Source organism: Thalassospira indica (assembly GCF_003403095.1).
Taxonomy (GTDB): Bacteria; Pseudomonadota; Alphaproteobacteria; order Rhodospirillales; family Thalassospiraceae; genus Thalassospira; species Thalassospira indica.
In genome coordinates, this window is record NZ_CP031555.1 from 1,060,395 (window position 1) to 1,075,594 (window position 15,200).

The following is a 15,200-nucleotide window of genomic DNA, read 5'->3' on the forward strand; positions in this document are numbered from 1 at the left end:
ACGAAAGACTAAGGGCTTTTGTAGAATTCGAGGATGGAGAAGTAATAAAGTTACGTATATAACGCAATTTATGGATTAAAGTTACGCAAGTCGTAGAAGGGCAAGCTACGGAAATCGCGATGATGACACGTTTGATGAACGAAGTTTAGGGAGGCGACCATGACAAAAACAGCACTGGTAACCGGTGGAACACGCGGGATCGGCAAGGCAATCAGTCTGTCACTCAAGGACGCGGGCTACACCGTTGTGGCGAACTATGCTGGCAATGACGAGGCCGCCAAGGCCTTCACCGACGAAACCGGCATTGCGACCTATAAATGGAGTGTCGCGGACGCCGATGCGTGTGCCGCGGGCATCGCCAAGGTCGAAGCTGAAGTCGGCCCGATTGACATTCTGATCAACAATGCCGGCATCACCCGCGACGGTTTCATGCACAAGATGGAGACCGAGCAATGGAACGCGGTGATCGACACCAATCTGAGCTCGCTCTTTTACATGACCAAACCGGTCCTTGAAGGCATGCGTGCACGCGGCTTTGGCCGTGTCGTCAATATTTCCTCGATCAACGGGCAGGCCGGTCAGTTGGGCCAGACCAACTATTCCGCTGCCAAGGCAGGCGTGCACGGCTTTACCAAGGCGCTTGCGCAGGAAGTCGCGCGTAAGGGGATTACGGTCAACACCATCGCACCGGGCTATATCAATACCGACATGGTGGCAGCCGTTCCGGAAAAGGTCCTTGAAGGCATCATTTCCAAAATCCCGGTCGGACGACTGGGCGAAGCCGATGAGATCGCCCAGGCGATCCTCTATCTCTGCGGCCCGAATTCGGGCTTCATCACTGGTTCCTGCCTGTCGATCAACGGCGGTCAGCATATGTTTTGACCGGCATTGGGCCAAAATACAAAACGCCCCGCAGATTTTGCGGGGCGTTTTTTGTTTCGGAGGCGGGCTTGTGCGGTTATGCGGCAAGGATGTCTTTTGTGGTGACAATCTTGGCAAAGGTGTCGGCCAGCATGGTGAGTTCGTGGTTATGAATATCAGCAGCCGGAACAGTGGTTCCGGTAATGGCATCGGGCAGGTCGCGTGTCGCGGTGGCGTCTGAAACAACACTCACGGCCAGCCCCTTTTCGTCGGCAACCCGTGCGGTGGTCGACACACAGACATGCGTCATAAAGCCCGTAAGAACAACATGTTTGAGGCCAGCTTTTGTCAGAAGCTCTTCAAGGTTGGTATTGCCAAAAGAGCTCGGTACGGCCTTGGTCAGGACCGCTTCACCGTTACGCGGCGCAACTTCGGGCATGATCGCCGCATAGGGGCCGCTTGGATCAAACAGGCCTTCTGCATGGTGCTGCACATGGATCACGGTGCCGCCCTGATCGCGCCAATGGGCAAGTAGCGTCTGGATATTGGCAAGGGCAGGCGAAAGCCCGGACAGCTTCAATTTGCCATCGCGGTATTCTTCCTGCGCATCAATCACAATCAATGCGGCGTCCTTGGGCGTTCCGGTCGGTAGAACGGCACCGGCAATATCAAAGATGGTCTTTGCAGTCATGTCTGGATCCTTGGGTTATCGTTTTGATGCCCCATTATCAACCTGCGAATTTGCATTATCCATCGGCGTTAATTCGGCTAATATCTGCAAATACGCAGATATCGGGAGCTCGTTATGTCCCTTGATTGGGAAGGACTGCGGACCTTTGCCTTGGTCTGTCAGGCTGGAAATATGAGTGCCGCCGCCCGTGAGCTTGGTATCAACCAAACCACCGTGGCGCGCCGTATTGCCCGTCTTGAAGAATGGGTGGGGTACAGTGTGCTCCATCGCGATGGCCGTGCCGTTGCGCCAACCACGCGCGCACAATCCTTGCTAAAAACCGCATTACAGATGCAGGAAACGGTATCTGGCCTTTTGGTCGGGGATCCGCAGACCGATCAGGATACCAATCAAATTAGCGGCATCGTCCGGCTGACCGGGGTGGATGCGATTTTGCAAGATTGTGTCGCCCCGCACATGGCGTCCTTGCATCGGCAATATCCGGGCATTGCGCTGGAACTGATCGGAGCCAATCGCAATCTCAGTCTGCCACAACGCGAAACCGATATCGCCATCCGCCTTGCCCGTCCTGAAACCGGCGCGTTTCATATCCGCCTTCTTGGTCGTTTGGAATATGGCGTCTTTTGCAACCCGAATGGCTTGCCGCTTGCTGCGCTTGATCCGACCGAACTGCCGTGGATCGATCTTGATGAATTCTTTGCTGATAAGCCCGAACAGAAATGGCTGTCGGATCATTTCCCGGATCGCAAGACCATCGGCTATGCCAATCGTGGGTCGATCATGGTATCAATGATGGCAGGCCATGCCTGTTGTGCGCTACTACCGGTGTGCGTGGGCGCGCGGATTGATGGCCTAACCTTGCTTGATGGCTATCATCCGGTTGGTCGCGAGGTCTGGCTTCTGACCCATCAGGACAAACGCCACCTGCCACCGGTCCGTGCGGTTGCGGACTGGCTGTTAGATATTCTTATGGATGGGGAGTTTATTAGCCGCCCGTAACCACGATGTCGGCCAGTTTGCTGAGGCGTGCAACGGTTATGGCATTGGGCAGGTCATTTGTTTCTGCCTTGGCGCTGGCACCATCATCATCAAAGCCAAACGACCGCCACCGATCCATCAGTCGCGCACGCAGTTTTTCTTCCGGCACATCAAGATAGATCGACAGATCAAACAGGCCGTGGAGTTGGTTCCAGGGTGTTTGATCAAGCAAAAGGTAATTGCCCTCGACCAGAATGATCTTGTGATCAGGCGCAATAATCCTGGCTGAGCCACGCGAGATCTCGAGTGTGCGATCAAACAGCGGCACGTAAACGTCTTCGTTTGGCGTGTCACGCAGGGCCATCAAGGTGCGCTTGAGCCCGCCAACATCAAATGTCTCCGGCGCACCCTTGCGGGCCAGAAGGCCGCGTTCTTCCAGAATGGCATTGTCAAAATGAAACCCGTCCATCGGCACCACAGCAGCCCCGGCTTTATCACCCCCCAGATGGTGATAAAGCCGGTCGGACAAGGTTGACTTGCCCGAGGCTGGTGCGCCGACGATGGCCACAAGAATGCGGCCCTTGGCGGCGTGCTTGGCGCGAATGGCGTCTGCCAACGCGTCGAGATCAGGTGTCATGAAACTATGGTTCTCATATCCGGGGTGCGATGTTTTATGCGGCGTCTTCTGCCGGTGGCTCTTTGGCCCCCGTCATGAAGGCAACCGCGTCTGACATGCTGTAATCATCGGGTTTGATGGTGCAAAGACGTTTGCCAAGCCGATGCACATGAATGCGATCGGCGACCTCAAAGACATGCGGCATATTGTGCGAAATCAGCACAATCGGCATGCCGCGCGCCTTCACATCGGCAATCAGATCCAGCACGCGACGGCTTTCCTTAACGCCTAATGCGGCGGTCGGTTCATCCATGATCACCACACGCGATCCGAACGCCGCTGCACGGGCAACCGCAACCCCCTGGCGCTGACCACCCGAAAGGGTTTCAACCGCCTGATTGATGTTCTGAATGGTCATCAGACCAAGATCGGTCAGCTTCTCACGCGCCAGCCGCTGCATTTCCTTATGGTCCAGCGCCCCGAAATACTTGCCCATGATGCCCTTCTTGCGAAGCTCGCGACCCATGAACATGTTGTCAGCAATCGAAAGTGCGGGCGAAAGTGCAAGGTTCTGATACACCGTTTCAATGCCGGCTTCGCGGGCCTCCATTGGCGATGTGAACTGGATCGGCTTGCCATCAAGCTCGATACTGCCTTCATCAATGGTGACAGCCCCCGAAAGCGCCTTGATCAGGGATGATTTCCCCGCCCCGTTATCGCCGATCACGGCAAGAACCTCGCCGGGATAAAGATCAAAGTCGGCATAGTTAAGGGCGGTGACACGACCATATCGTTTGACGATGCCGCGTGCTTTCAGAACAGGTTGCACAGATTGGGAAGTGTTGCTCATGACGACACCTTTCTGATCCACTGGTCAATGGCGACAGCAATAATGGTCAGCCAGCCGATGGCAAAGACCTGCCAAAGAACATCCACCCCCGCAAGGCGAAGGCCAGAATTAAACACGCCGACAATCAACGCCCCGATCAACGGGCCAATGATCGATCCGCGCCCGCCAAACAGCGAAATGCCCCCGATGACAACAGCCGTAATCGATTGCAGGTTGGCTTCCTGAAAACTCTGTGGCGAGACAGACCCAACACGCCCGATCGATGCCCATGCGCCAATCGCACAAACAAGGCCTGCAAGGCAATAAACCGTAATCAGGGTGCGGTTGGTGCGAATGCCCGAAAGTTCAGCCGCCTCCTTGTCATCGCCGATGGCATAGACATGCCGCCCCCAACTGGTGTGATTAAGGATGTACCAAAGCACCCCGAAAATCACCAGCATCAGGATCGACCCATAGGTGATCCTGGCCCCGCCAAGCGCGATGCTTTCGCCAAAGAACTTCAAAAGCGGGGCGATTTCATCAAGTGTTTGGCTTCGGATCGACTGCGCACCCGAAAGCCAAAGATTGAGCGCAAAGAAAATATTCCAGGTACCGAGCGTCACGATAAACGGCGGCAACTTGATCCGGGTCACCAGGAACCCGTTCAGCCCCCCGGCACAGATCCCGCCGATACAGCCAATGATGATGGCAATCGGCGCCGGAATACCGATGGTGACGGCAAGCTGGCCCATAATGACCGACATCAGAACCATGATCGCACCGACCGAAAGATCGATACCGGCGGTCAGGATCACAAGGCTTTGCGCCGCCGCCAGAATGCCGATGATCGATACCTGCTGCATGATCAGCGACAGGTTAAAGGGCGAAAAGAATTTACTGCCGGCGACAAAGCCGAAAATGATGATCGAAAATATCAGAACAATCACCGGCACCATGGTCGGGTTGCCGTGCAAAAAATGCTGCACGTTGCCGAAAAGACTGCGGTGTTTATGTTCGAATTGCGCGACATTGCGGTCGCTGGATTCAAGCGCGTGCTCGAATTCCTGTTTCTGGCGCGACGATTTGGGTGTCTCGCTCATCGTTTCCTCCGGACCTGGTCGAAAACAGGATCAGGCATTCCTGATCCGTTCGCTGTCTTCCGCCCGGCTCTTGCGGCGGGTTCGGATGACATACCAAGTGTAAAGCAAAGTGGGACAAGGAGGGCAGGGGATAATGCTGCCCTCCTTCGAAGCAGGTCAGGATAAATCCCGGATTAACCCCAGCAGCGATCCATGCCCTCGGCAACGTCAATCGACGGAACGCCGTCAACCGGCTGATCGGTCACAAGGTTGACACCCGTGTTATAGAAGTTAAGGCCCTGGCTGTTCTGCGGCTTTTCACCGCTATCCGCCCATGCCTTGATCGCTTCTATACCCTTGGACGCCATCAGCAACGGATACTGCTGCGAGGTTGCACCAATCACGCCATCCTTGACGTTGGCAACACCCGGGCAACCGCCATCGACCGACACGATCAGAACGCCATCTTCCATGCCAAACGATTTCAGTGCCTCATAGGCACCGGCAGCGGCCGGTTCGTTGATGGTGTAAACCACATTGATGTCGGAATCGCGCTGCATCAGGTTTTCCATCGCAGTGCGGCCGCCTTCTTCGTTGCCGTTGGTCACATCATGGCCAACGATCCGGTCGTCATCTTCGTCCCCGATCTTGTTGGGGTCCTTGATGTCAATCCCGAAACCTTTCAGGAAGCCCTGATCGCGCAGCACATCAACCGACGGCGCACTCGGCGTCAGGTCAAGCAGGGCGATCTTGGCATCTGCTGCCTTGTCACCAAGCTTGGCCGCGGCCCACTGACCAATCAGTTCACCGGCCTTGAAGTTATCCGTGGCAAAGGTGGCATCGGCGGCATCAATCGGCTCAAGTGGTGTATCAAGCGCAATCACGATCAGACCGGCATCGCGGGCCTTTTTGACAACCGGGACAATCGCCTTGGTGTCCGATGCGGTCAGAAGGATGCCCTTGGCACCCGATGCGATGCAAGACTCGATGGCCTGAACCTGAGTTTCATGGTCGCCATCAATCTTGCCGGCATAGGTCGACAGGTTAATGCCAAGTTCTTCGGCCTTGGCAGACGCACCTTCCTTCATTTTCACGAAGAACGGGTTGATGTCGGTTTTGGTGATCAGGCAGGCGCCGATTTCGTCGGCTTTTGCGGCGTTCGGGGCCGCGGTCATACCCAGTGCAAGCGCACCAAGGGCGGCGCCAAGAAATGCTTTCTTCATTTGTTTCCTCCCAGGACTGAACCTGAATATTTGGCCATTTTGGCCTGATTTTGCTGTTTTCCAACAGATCGTGACGCACATTTTTTGTCGCGGGTCTTCAATCTGTATGGCCTTACGACACACCAAACCGGCGATCCTGTCAATTAATAAATCCGATTGATTTATTAATTATTCCTGTCACCATGATCCCTAATCGGGCATTAAGGATCCCGAGTGGGAGGAACCAATGACTGACAGCATCTCTGCGAACCCGGACAATATCGGGGCGGATGATCGCAACGCGCGTCCCTTGCATCCGGGCGGGGGCGCAAACCAGCTGCGTGTGCGCGCCTATAACGAACGGCTTGTCTTGTCGCTCGTGCGCCGTAACGCCGGTCTTTCAAAGGCCGAAATCGCAAGGCTTTCCGGGCTTTCGGCCCAAACCGTTTCCGTCATCATGCGCGCCCTTGAAAAGGATGGGCTTTTGATGCGCGGCACACCGGTGCGCGGCAATGTCGGCAAACCAAAGGTGCCGATGGCGCTTAATCCCGACGGGGTTTATTCCTTTGGGCTCAAGATCGGGCGACGCAGCACGGAATTGATCCTGATGGATTTTGTCGGATCGGTGCGGGCAACCAAACGCGAAGCGTACAAATATCCCACCCCCGATGGCATTCGCCGGTTCGTGCGTGGTGCTGTCGATGACATCCTGACCGGCCTTGATCGAAACCAGATTGACCGCATTGCCGGGGTTGGCATCGCTGCCCCTTTTGAATTGTGGAACTGGGTCGATGAGGTCGGCGCCCCGGTCGAAGACATGAATGCCTGGCGCGAGGTTGATCTGGTCGACGCAATCGCCGCCATCGTGCCGTTCCCGGTCTTTCAGCAAAATGACGCGACGGCGGCCTGCGGGGCGGAGCTCGTCTTTGGCCTTGGCCCGAACTATTCCGATTTCGCCTATTTCTTTATCGGGTCGTTTATTGGCGGCGGGGTGGTGCTTAATCAGGCGCTTTATGCCGGGCGGACGGGCAATGCAGGCGCCTTTGGCTCCATGCCGGTCTCCTCGCGCAGCGGCCATCCCAGCCAGTTGATCGATCAGGCCTCGATCTTTGTGCTTGAACAGATGCTGACCCGCGAAGGCGGTGATCCGGCGATGCTATGGCGCGATCCCGATTACTGGCATGGCCTTGGCAAGACGCTTGATATCTGGATCGAACACACCGCGCGCAGTCTGGCGATTGCCATCACCTCGGTCTGTTCGGTGATTGACTTCGAAGCTGTCATTGTCGATGGCGGCTTCCCGGCCGACGTCTGCGAACGGGTGGTTGCCGCAACCCGTGCCGCGATTTCCGAGCTCGATCTGCAAGGCATCGAACGTCCCCGCATCGAACAGGGGCGGGTGGGCAGTGCCGCACGCGCCATCGGTGCGGCAAGTCTGCCCTTGTTCTCGCGATATCTGCTTGATCAGAACGTTCTGTTCAAACAGATGGCCTGATCCAACATCAACTTAGAAATTGTCTTTGCGTTTGCGAATCTCGGTAAAGATCGCAACCGGGCTTTCGCCACTCATCCCCAATGCCGCGGCAACCGATTGCTCATCGGCGCGCAGGAACGGATTGGTCGCAAGCTCGACATCCAGACGCGATGGAATGGTCGGCAGGTTGCGTGCGCGAAGCCCGTCAATATCCTGGCATCGTGCGATCAGGATGGCGTTGTCGGGCTCGATCGTTTTGGCGAATTTGGCGTTGGACTGGGTATATTCATGGCCGCAATAGACCTGCGTGCTGGGCGGAAGATCGCGAAACTTCTGCAAGGAATGCCACATTTGTTCGGGTGTGCCCTCAAACAAACGCCCGCAGCCCAGCGCAAACAGGCTGTCGCCGGAAAACAGCGCGGTGATGGCCGGGAAATAAAACGCGATATGCCCGCTGGTATGGCCCGGCACATCAAATACCCGTCCTTCCAGATCGCCGATCAGGACCTGATCGCCCTCGGCGCAGGTTTCATCCATGTTGGGGATGCGCGCGGTTTCGGCCGTCGGGCCCAGCAATTTCGCACCGTATTTCTCGATCAATTCGGCATTGCCGCCGATATGATCGTGGTGGTGATGGGTGTTGATCACCAGATCAAGGTTCCAGTCACGCTCTTCAAGAGCGGCAATCACCGGGCCTGCTTCGCCCGGATCAACGATGGCGGTGACTTCACTGCGATGGCAGCGCACAAGATAAGTGTAATTGTCTGAAAGACAGGGAATGACGATGACTTCACCCGCAGCCATGGCGTACCTCAAAATGTAATTTATCTGTTGGGGCAAGACTATCAGGATGTAGGCTCAGGACCTATTAATTTGGTTTGAATGGTTCACCGGGTTTGTGCGGATACGCGAAGCAAAACCTCAGGAAGATATGTATCTTTCAAGGCTTTGCGACAAAGTAGCCCGTGCAAACCCCGTGAATCCAAAGGACAGACGTTATATTTGCAAACTCCTGCGTCAAACCCCTTGGCCGGGATACCAGCCCGCCCGGCGGGCCTTTCCTTGGATTTCACAAATATAACGTCCGCCATTCCAATCAAATTAATAGGTCCTGAGCCTAGTGTCTTGAAACAATCACGCAAAAACATTCCCGTGCCGGATCGGGAATGATAGGCTGATCTCATGCGTCAGGATGTCGTTGATCTTCACCGTTTTTATGCCAGCAGTATCGGACAAGCCGCCCGGCGTCTGATCCGCAGGCGTTTGCGCGTCATGTGGTCGGATGTCCGGGGCATGCGGGTCCTTGGTTTTGGCTATGCCACGCCGTACTTGCGCCCGTTTATTGGCGAGGCGGAGCGTGTCATGGCCTTCATGCCCGCCCAGCAGGGCTGCGTTCATTGGCCTGCCGGTGAAGACAACCGTGTGGCGCTGACCGAAGAAACCATGTTGCCGCTGCCTGACAGTTCGGTGGATCGCATTTTGGTCGTGCATCTGGTCGAACATACGGACTCGATGCGTCGCCTGATGCGCGAATGCTGGCGGGTACTGACGCCCAATGGCCGGATTGTCGTGGTGACACCGAACCGAAGCTCGCTCTGGTCCTGGTCGGAAAAAACGCCCTTTGGCTATGGCCATCCCCATAGCGTCTCACAGCTGCAAAACCTGCTGCGCGAAAACATGTTCCTGCCGATCCAGCACAGCCGCGCCCTTTTCATGCCGCCGACCAACATGCGGCTTTTGCTGCGCTGGTCGCAGGTATTTGAAAATATCGGATCGCGCCTGTTCAAGGCCTTTGCCGGGGTCTCTATTGTCGAAGCCGGTAAGCAGCTTTACGCCAGCTCCGGCACGCCACAGCGCAAACGTCGTCTGGTGCATATCCCGGTGACGGTCCCGCCTCTGCGTCCGGCCGATGGCAATCAACAGCACCGTGTGTCGCACGACCAGACCGACGCGTGTCAAAACAGCCCATCGGACGAGGACAAACCAGCACAGCCTTCCACCTCAGACCAGTAAGTCCTCAAAATCACGGCAGGTTTTGTTACATGATGTTAATTGACAGGCACGCCATGATTGTCTGCATAATAACGTCATGTCATTGAAATCTGTTTTGCGAAACACAGTCAGGTTTACCGGACGCGCGCTGTTTGTCGGCGCGCTGTTTCTGCCATTGCACGCCCTCGCAGAGCCGGTGCAAGACAGCAACATGCCCCGAACCATTACGCTGTACGCCGAAGACAGCAACGCACCCTACGCGTTTCTCGATGGGGTGAGCCCCGAAGGCATTTATGTCCGCATCCTCCAGGAAGCATTTGATCGTCTGCCGGGTTATCAGCTTGATATTGTCAATGTGCCGTTTCGCCGCGGGATGGAGCTGCTCAAGGATGGCAAGATCATGGGGTTCTTTCCGCCTTACGCGCGCGGCGATCGCGACTGGATCGAACGCTATTCCATCCCGATCCTACGCGAAACCGTCGTGGCAATCTGCAGCAAGGATTACGCGCAAAGCAATGATCTGAAGCACTTCCCCGATGATTTCAAAGGGGCGCGTTTTGCCAACAACGCCGGATATCGTCTGGCCGGGCCGGAATTCTTTGACATGGTCGAGGCGGGCGAGATTACCCTTGAAGAAGCCAACACCACCGCAAGCAACCTGCGTTTCCTGATGGCTGGTCGTGTTGATTGTTACGTCAATGAACGCATGGCCATTCTGGCCGGGATGCGCGAACTGGCCGTCGACAAGGCAGTCGCCCGCCTGTTTGACGAGGCCGCGATCATCGGGCACGAATTTGGCTATGTTGCCTATGGCCCGGACCCGGAGGGCAAATGGCCCTATCGCGACCAGTTTGCCGGCGCCCTAGATCGCGTGCTCAGTGACATGCTCGCAAGCGGCGAGATCGACCGGCTGGTTGTTTCCTATTTCTCTTATTGATATCGCCCGCCATAGGCTTCGGGGCGTCTGACCGGCACACAAAAAAACAGGCCACCGAATGTCGGTGGCCTGTTTCAATATCGGGCAGATCAGGACGTCTTAGTGTTCGACGTCGCGCCAGATCTTGCGTTTGACCGCATACAGCATTGCCGTCAGAACCAGCAGGAACAGGATCACTTTCATGCCAAGCGCCTTGCGGGCTTCAAGCTCCGGCTGTGCCGTCCAGTTCAGGAAGGCCGTCACATCGCGTGCATGCTGTTCCAGGGTCATCGGGGTGCCGTCCGTGTACTCGACCGCTTCATCATAAAGCGGCGGAGCCATAGAGATCTGATGACCCGGGAAGTAGTGGTTGTAATACTTTCCGTCTGCAAGGTCGAAGCCCTCTGGTGCTTCTTCCTCATAGCCGGTCAGAAGGCCGAACACATAGTCCGGGCCACCCACGCGTGCCTTGTTCATCAACGAAAGGTCCGGCGGAATAGCGCCGCCGTTTGATGCGGCAGCCGCCTTTTCGTTGGGGAACGGAGACGGGAAGTAATCCGAAGCAAGACCCGGACGGGTGAACATGTCACCATCGTCATTCGGGCCGTCTTCGATGTCATACTCGGCGGCAATCGCCTTGATCTGGTCTTCGTTGAACCCAATGCCTTCAAGGTTACGGAAGGCAATGAAGCGCAGGCTGTGACAGCCGGCACAGATGTTCTTGTAGACCTGGAAGCCACGCTGCAGCTGGGCACGGTCATAGGTACCAAACAGACCCTGCCAGCTCCAGTCCTGTGCCTCGGGCACCGGCGCGTCGCCGGCAGCCTTGGCTGCACCACCAGTGAATGCGGTTACCGCGAAGGCGGCAGCAATTGCGGTCAGTGCGAACTTACGCATTTGCACCCTCCTTCAAAACAGATTCGCTGATGCTTGCAGGAAGCGGCTTGGTTCGTTCCATTTTTCCAACCAACGGCATGACCACAAGGAAGTGTGCGAAGTAATACAGCGTCGAAAGCTGACCCATCACGATGACTTTCAGACCCGGAATACCCAGGAAGTAGTCATCCGGTGCCTTCGCCCCGCAATAGCCGAGGATGAAGGTGTCGATCACAAACAGCCAGAAGAACCATTTGTAAACCGGACGGAATTTCGAGCTGCGCACCTTGGAGGTATCAAGCCACGGAATAACGAACAGGATCACGATCGAGGCAAACATCGCCAGCACGCCAAGCAGTTTTGCCGGGATGCCAAAGATGGTGAAGTCGATCGACCGCAGGATCGCATAGAACGGCAGGAAGTACCATTCCGGCACGATGTGCGGCGGTGTGACCAGCGGGTTCGCCGGGATGTAGTTATCCGGGTGGCCCAGGAAGTCAGGTGCAAAGAACACAAACACCGAGAAGAAGATCAGGAACACGCCCATGCCGTACAGATCCTTGATCGTGTAGTACGGATGGAACGGAATGGCATCCGCCGGGGTCTTGATCTCAACACCGGTCGGGTTGTTCGAGCGCACGGTATGCAGTGCCCAGACATGCAGGACAACAAGGCCCAGAATGACAAACGGCATCAGATAGTGCAGCGAGAAGAACCGGTTCAGGGTCGGGTTATCAACCGAGAAACCACCCCAAAGCCAGGTCACCAGCGGATCACCGATGATCGGGAAGGCAGAGAACAGGTTGGTAATAACCGTCGCACCCCAGAAGGACATCTGGCCCCACGGCAGGACATAGCCCATGAACGCGGTTGCCATCATCGCAAGCAGGATCAGGATACCGATCCACCACAACATCTCGCGCGGTGCTTTGTATGACCCGTAATACAGGCCACGGAAAATGTGAATGAACACAACGATGAAGAACATCGATGCGCCGTTCATATGGATATAGCGGATCAGCCAGCCATAGTTCACATCACGCATGATGCGCTCGACCGACTCAAAGGCCATATCGGTATGGGGGGTATAGTTCATCACCAGGAAAATCCCGGTGAGGATCATCGTCACCAGAACAAAACCGGCCAGGGAACCGAAGTTCCACATATAGGACAGGTTTTTCGGGGTCGGATATTCGTATGCAGAGTGGTGCAACATGGAGATGACCGGAAGACGGTCGTCAACCCACTTGACCACTTTGTTGTTCCACTGAGGTGCGCTCATAAACCTGCTCCTTACCCGATCCGGACCGACGTGTCGGTCAGGAATTCATATTCCGGAACGACAAGGTTCAACGGCGCGGGGCCGCGGCGGATACGGCCCGACGTATCATAGTGCGAGCCATGGCATGGGCAGTACCAGCCATCATAATCACCACGGGTTTCGCCTGTGGCAGTGCCCATCGGAATGCAGCCCAGATGGGTGCAGACGCCGACGACAACCAGCCACTCTTTCTTTTCGACACGCGCATCGTCGGTCTGCGGATCGACGAGTTCGTTCAATGCGACGTCTTCAGCCTCATTGATTTCGCGTTCGGTACGATGGCGGATGAAGACAGGTTTGCCTCGCCACATGACCTTAATTGCCTGACCAACCGGGATGTTGGCCAGATTAACCTCAACCGAGGCAAGTGCGAGAACGTCCTTGGACGGGTTCATGCTGTCCACGAACGGCAACAACGCGCAACCAACGCCAACGGCGCCAACTGCTGTGGTCGCCAAGGTCAGGAAATCCCTGCGGTTCTCGTCCGGCTGGTGTTCGCCGGAGGAATGCACCGTTTGCGACATAATTAATCCCTCTTTCTGCCCCCAAAACAGGCATGCGGAATGCCAAACCAAGACTTAGGGCATTCATGTTTACATTCCATTGATGAAAATCAAACAATCTTGCCGCTAAAAGCCCTTAGGCCTGTTTGACGGTCCGTATACTAACAAAAATTCGGTTTGTTAAGGAGAACTTGGAGTTGCAAATTGTTTGCATTCAACAAGATCATTGGGTTTTGCGCTGCACAATTCGGTAAAACATAGCGTAATTGCGGGTATCGCGCCCTTTGTGCGCCAAGGACTTGTGGCTTTAGTTCTTCATATTCCAAAAAAGTCTAATAGCGGCGTTAACGGGTAATTATATGTCGCTGATGAACTGATTCGACATTTGTTCACCAACGATTCTAAAAGAAGCCATGAGAATTTGTTTATTCGAACCTGACATTCCGCAAAACACCGGCACCATCCTGCGCATGGCGGCTTGTTTTGGCCTGCCGGTCGATATCATCGAACCGTGCGGATTTCTTTTGACGTCCGGTGCGCTTAAGCGCGCCGGGATGGATTATCTCGAAAAGGCCGATTATATACGCCACGCCGACTGGCGCGACTTTGTTGCCGCCCGTGAAAACGGAACCCTGCCGGGGCGTCTGGTGTTACTGACGACCAAGGGGGCCGAACCCTATTGCGATTTTGAATTTCGCGCCGATGATATCCTGATGCTGGGTTCCGAAAGCAAAGGGGTACCTGACAGCGTCCATGATTATGTCGATGCCCGCGTCGTCATTCCCATGAAGCCGCAAATGCGCTCGTTGAATGTCGCCATGGCAACCGCAATGACATTGGGTGAGGCGCTCCGACAGACCGATGGCTTTCCTGCAAGCCGAGTGAATGAACCAAGTGAGTAACGCAATGACGGACGCAAAAATTGCTGCAAAACAGGCAATGAATACGAGCACGGACCACAAGGTCGACGATGCCGTGATTGCCAAACGCAAACAGATCGCCCAGGACTGGTTCCGCCAATTGCGTGATGACATTTGCGCCAGTTACGAGGCGCTTGAGGACAGCTACGAAGGACCACTTTCTGACCGTGCACCGGGGCGGTTCGAGCGCACCGTCTGGGAGCGCGGCGAAAATGAGGGCGGCGGCGAAATGTCGGTCATGAAGGGCCGGGTGTTTGAAAAGGTCGGGGTCAATATCTCGGTCGTGCATGGCGAATTTTCAGAAAAATTCCGCAAGGAAATCCCCGGTGCCGATGAAAACCCCAATTTCTGGGCCGCGGGCATTTCACTGGTCGCCCATCCATGCTCGCCCCATGTTCCGGCCGTACACATGAATACCCGCCATATCGTCACCACCAAGGCATGGTTTGGCGGTGGTGCCGATCTGACCCCGGTCTTCCCGCAGGAAAAAGACACCGCTGATTTCCATGGCGCGCTTAAATCCGCCTGCGATGCCCACGGCGATGACTATTACGACCGCTTCAAAAAATGGTGCGATGAATATTTCTTCCTGCCACACCGCAACGAACCACGCGGCGTTGGCGGGATTTTCTATGACTACTTGGATGCCGATTGGGACAAGGACTTTGCCTTTACCCAGGATGTCGGGCGGGCTTTCCGCGATATCTATCCCGAACTGGTCAAACGCCATTACAACAAGCCCTGGAACGATGATGAACGTCGCGCCCAACTGATCAAGCGCGGCCGCTATGTTGAATTCAACCTGCTCCATGATCGCGGCACACGTTTCGGCCTGATGACCGGTGGCAACACCGAAGCCATCCTGATGTCGCTCCCGCCCGAAGCAAACTGGCCGTAAAGCTGATGGTTCTGCATGGATGCCCGCTTGCGCGGGCATGACGT

The 15,200-nt window shown here is 55.7% G+C and carries 16 protein-coding genes; 7 read left to right on the forward strand and 9 right to left on the reverse strand.

All coding sequences use genetic code 11. The features are described 5' to 3' along the window. The first annotated feature begins 159 nt into the window (after positions 1-159). Complete coding sequence (gene phbB / locus DY252_RS05065; RefSeq protein ID WP_008889427.1) at positions 160-882, forward strand: acetoacetyl-CoA reductase; 723 nt, start codon at positions 160-162, stop codon at positions 880-882. Positions 883-958: 76 nt separating this feature from the next. Here the strand turns inward: phbB and DY252_RS05070 are convergent, their stop codons facing one another. Further along, positions 959-1,552: a cysteine hydrolase family protein gene (locus DY252_RS05070; protein WP_064787397.1), complete on the reverse strand. Its 594-nt coding sequence runs from the start codon at positions 1,550-1,552 to the stop codon at positions 959-961. Between the two features lie 114 nt (positions 1,553-1,666). Between DY252_RS05070 and DY252_RS05075 the strand changes: the two genes are divergently transcribed. After that, the gene (locus DY252_RS05075) at positions 1,667-2,551 is read left to right on the forward strand and encodes a LysR family transcriptional regulator (protein ID WP_064787396.1); all 885 of its coding nucleotides are present in this window, start codon (positions 1,667-1,669) and stop codon (positions 2,549-2,551) included. Here the strand turns inward: DY252_RS05075 and DY252_RS05080 are convergent. From DY252_RS05080 to DY252_RS05095, 4 genes are all read right to left on the reverse strand, one after another. After that, on the reverse strand, positions 2,538-3,167 hold the full coding sequence (locus DY252_RS05080) for a nucleoside triphosphate hydrolase (protein ID WP_064787395.1): 630 nt from the start codon (positions 3,165-3,167) through the stop codon (positions 2,538-2,540). The genes DY252_RS05075 and DY252_RS05080 overlap by 14 nt on opposite strands. Positions 3,168-3,201: 34 nt before the next feature. Then, positions 3,202-3,996, reverse strand: a complete 795-nt coding sequence (locus tag DY252_RS05085) for an ATP-binding cassette domain-containing protein (RefSeq protein WP_064787394.1) — start codon at positions 3,994-3,996, stop codon at positions 3,202-3,204. Continuing rightward, positions 3,993-5,075: an ABC transporter permease gene (locus DY252_RS05090; protein WP_064787393.1), complete on the reverse strand. Its 1,083-nt coding sequence runs from the start codon at positions 5,073-5,075 to the stop codon at positions 3,993-3,995. The genes DY252_RS05085 and DY252_RS05090 overlap by 4 nt, the downstream gene beginning before the upstream one ends. Before the next feature lie 173 nt (positions 5,076-5,248). Continuing rightward, positions 5,249-6,277, reverse strand: coding sequence for a sugar ABC transporter substrate-binding protein (locus DY252_RS05095; RefSeq protein ID WP_064787392.1), 1,029 nt, complete (start codon positions 6,275-6,277; stop codon positions 5,249-5,251). Between the two features lie 226 nt (positions 6,278-6,503). Here DY252_RS05095 and DY252_RS05100 point away from each other — a divergent pair, with 226 nt between their 5' ends. After that, positions 6,504-7,751, forward strand: coding sequence for an ROK family transcriptional regulator (locus tag DY252_RS05100; RefSeq protein ID WP_008889437.1), 1,248 nt, complete (start codon positions 6,504-6,506; stop codon positions 7,749-7,751). 12 nt (positions 7,752-7,763) lie between these two features. Here DY252_RS05100 and gloB read toward each other — a convergent pair whose 3' ends face one another. Next, positions 7,764-8,534 (reverse strand): hydroxyacylglutathione hydrolase, encoded by a 771-nt coding sequence (gloB, locus tag DY252_RS05105; protein ID WP_064787391.1) that lies wholly within the window; start codon positions 8,532-8,534, stop codon positions 7,764-7,766. A gap of 378 nt (positions 8,535-8,912) precedes the next feature. Here gloB and DY252_RS05110 point away from each other — a divergent pair, with 378 nt between their 5' ends. Together DY252_RS05110 and DY252_RS05115 are read left to right on the forward strand one after the other, a co-directional pair. Further along, positions 8,913-9,743: a methyltransferase domain-containing protein gene (locus tag DY252_RS05110; protein ID WP_064787390.1), complete on the forward strand. Its 831-nt coding sequence runs from the start codon at positions 8,913-8,915 to the stop codon at positions 9,741-9,743. Between the two features lie 76 nt (positions 9,744-9,819). Beyond that, positions 9,820-10,659 carry a substrate-binding periplasmic protein gene (locus DY252_RS05115; protein WP_064787389.1) on the forward strand — a complete coding sequence of 280 codons (840 nt, stop codon included), beginning with the start codon at positions 9,820-9,822 and terminating at the stop codon, positions 10,657-10,659. 99 nt (positions 10,660-10,758) lie between these two features. Here the strand turns inward: DY252_RS05115 and DY252_RS05120 are convergent, their stop codons facing one another. From DY252_RS05120 to petA, 3 genes are read right to left on the reverse strand one after another with little or no spacing between them, the layout of a single operon-like run. Further along, positions 10,759-11,535: a cytochrome c1 gene (locus tag DY252_RS05120; RefSeq protein WP_064787388.1), complete on the reverse strand. Its 777-nt coding sequence runs from the start codon at positions 11,533-11,535 to the stop codon at positions 10,759-10,761. Further along, positions 11,528-12,796 carry a cytochrome b gene (locus DY252_RS05125; RefSeq protein ID WP_063088700.1) on the reverse strand — a complete coding sequence of 423 codons (1,269 nt, stop codon included), beginning with the start codon at positions 12,794-12,796 and terminating at the stop codon, positions 11,528-11,530. The genes DY252_RS05120 and DY252_RS05125 overlap by 8 nt, the downstream gene beginning before the upstream one ends. An 11-nt stretch (positions 12,797-12,807) precedes the next feature. Then, complete coding sequence (gene petA, locus DY252_RS05130) at positions 12,808-13,359, reverse strand: ubiquinol-cytochrome c reductase iron-sulfur subunit (protein WP_008889443.1); 552 nt, start codon at positions 13,357-13,359, stop codon at positions 12,808-12,810. A 392-nt stretch (positions 13,360-13,751) separates the two neighbouring features. Here petA and DY252_RS05135 point away from each other — a divergent pair, with 392 nt between their 5' ends. After that, a complete protein-coding gene (locus tag DY252_RS05135; protein WP_064787387.1) occupies positions 13,752-14,240 on the forward strand; it encodes a tRNA (cytidine(34)-2'-O)-methyltransferase in 489 nt (162 codons plus the stop codon). Between the two features lie 37 nt (positions 14,241-14,277). Next, entirely contained in the window at positions 14,278-15,156 is an 879-nt protein-coding gene (gene hemF / locus DY252_RS05140) for an oxygen-dependent coproporphyrinogen oxidase (protein ID WP_064788225.1), read from the forward strand. Positions 15,157-15,200: the final 44 nt, after the last annotated feature.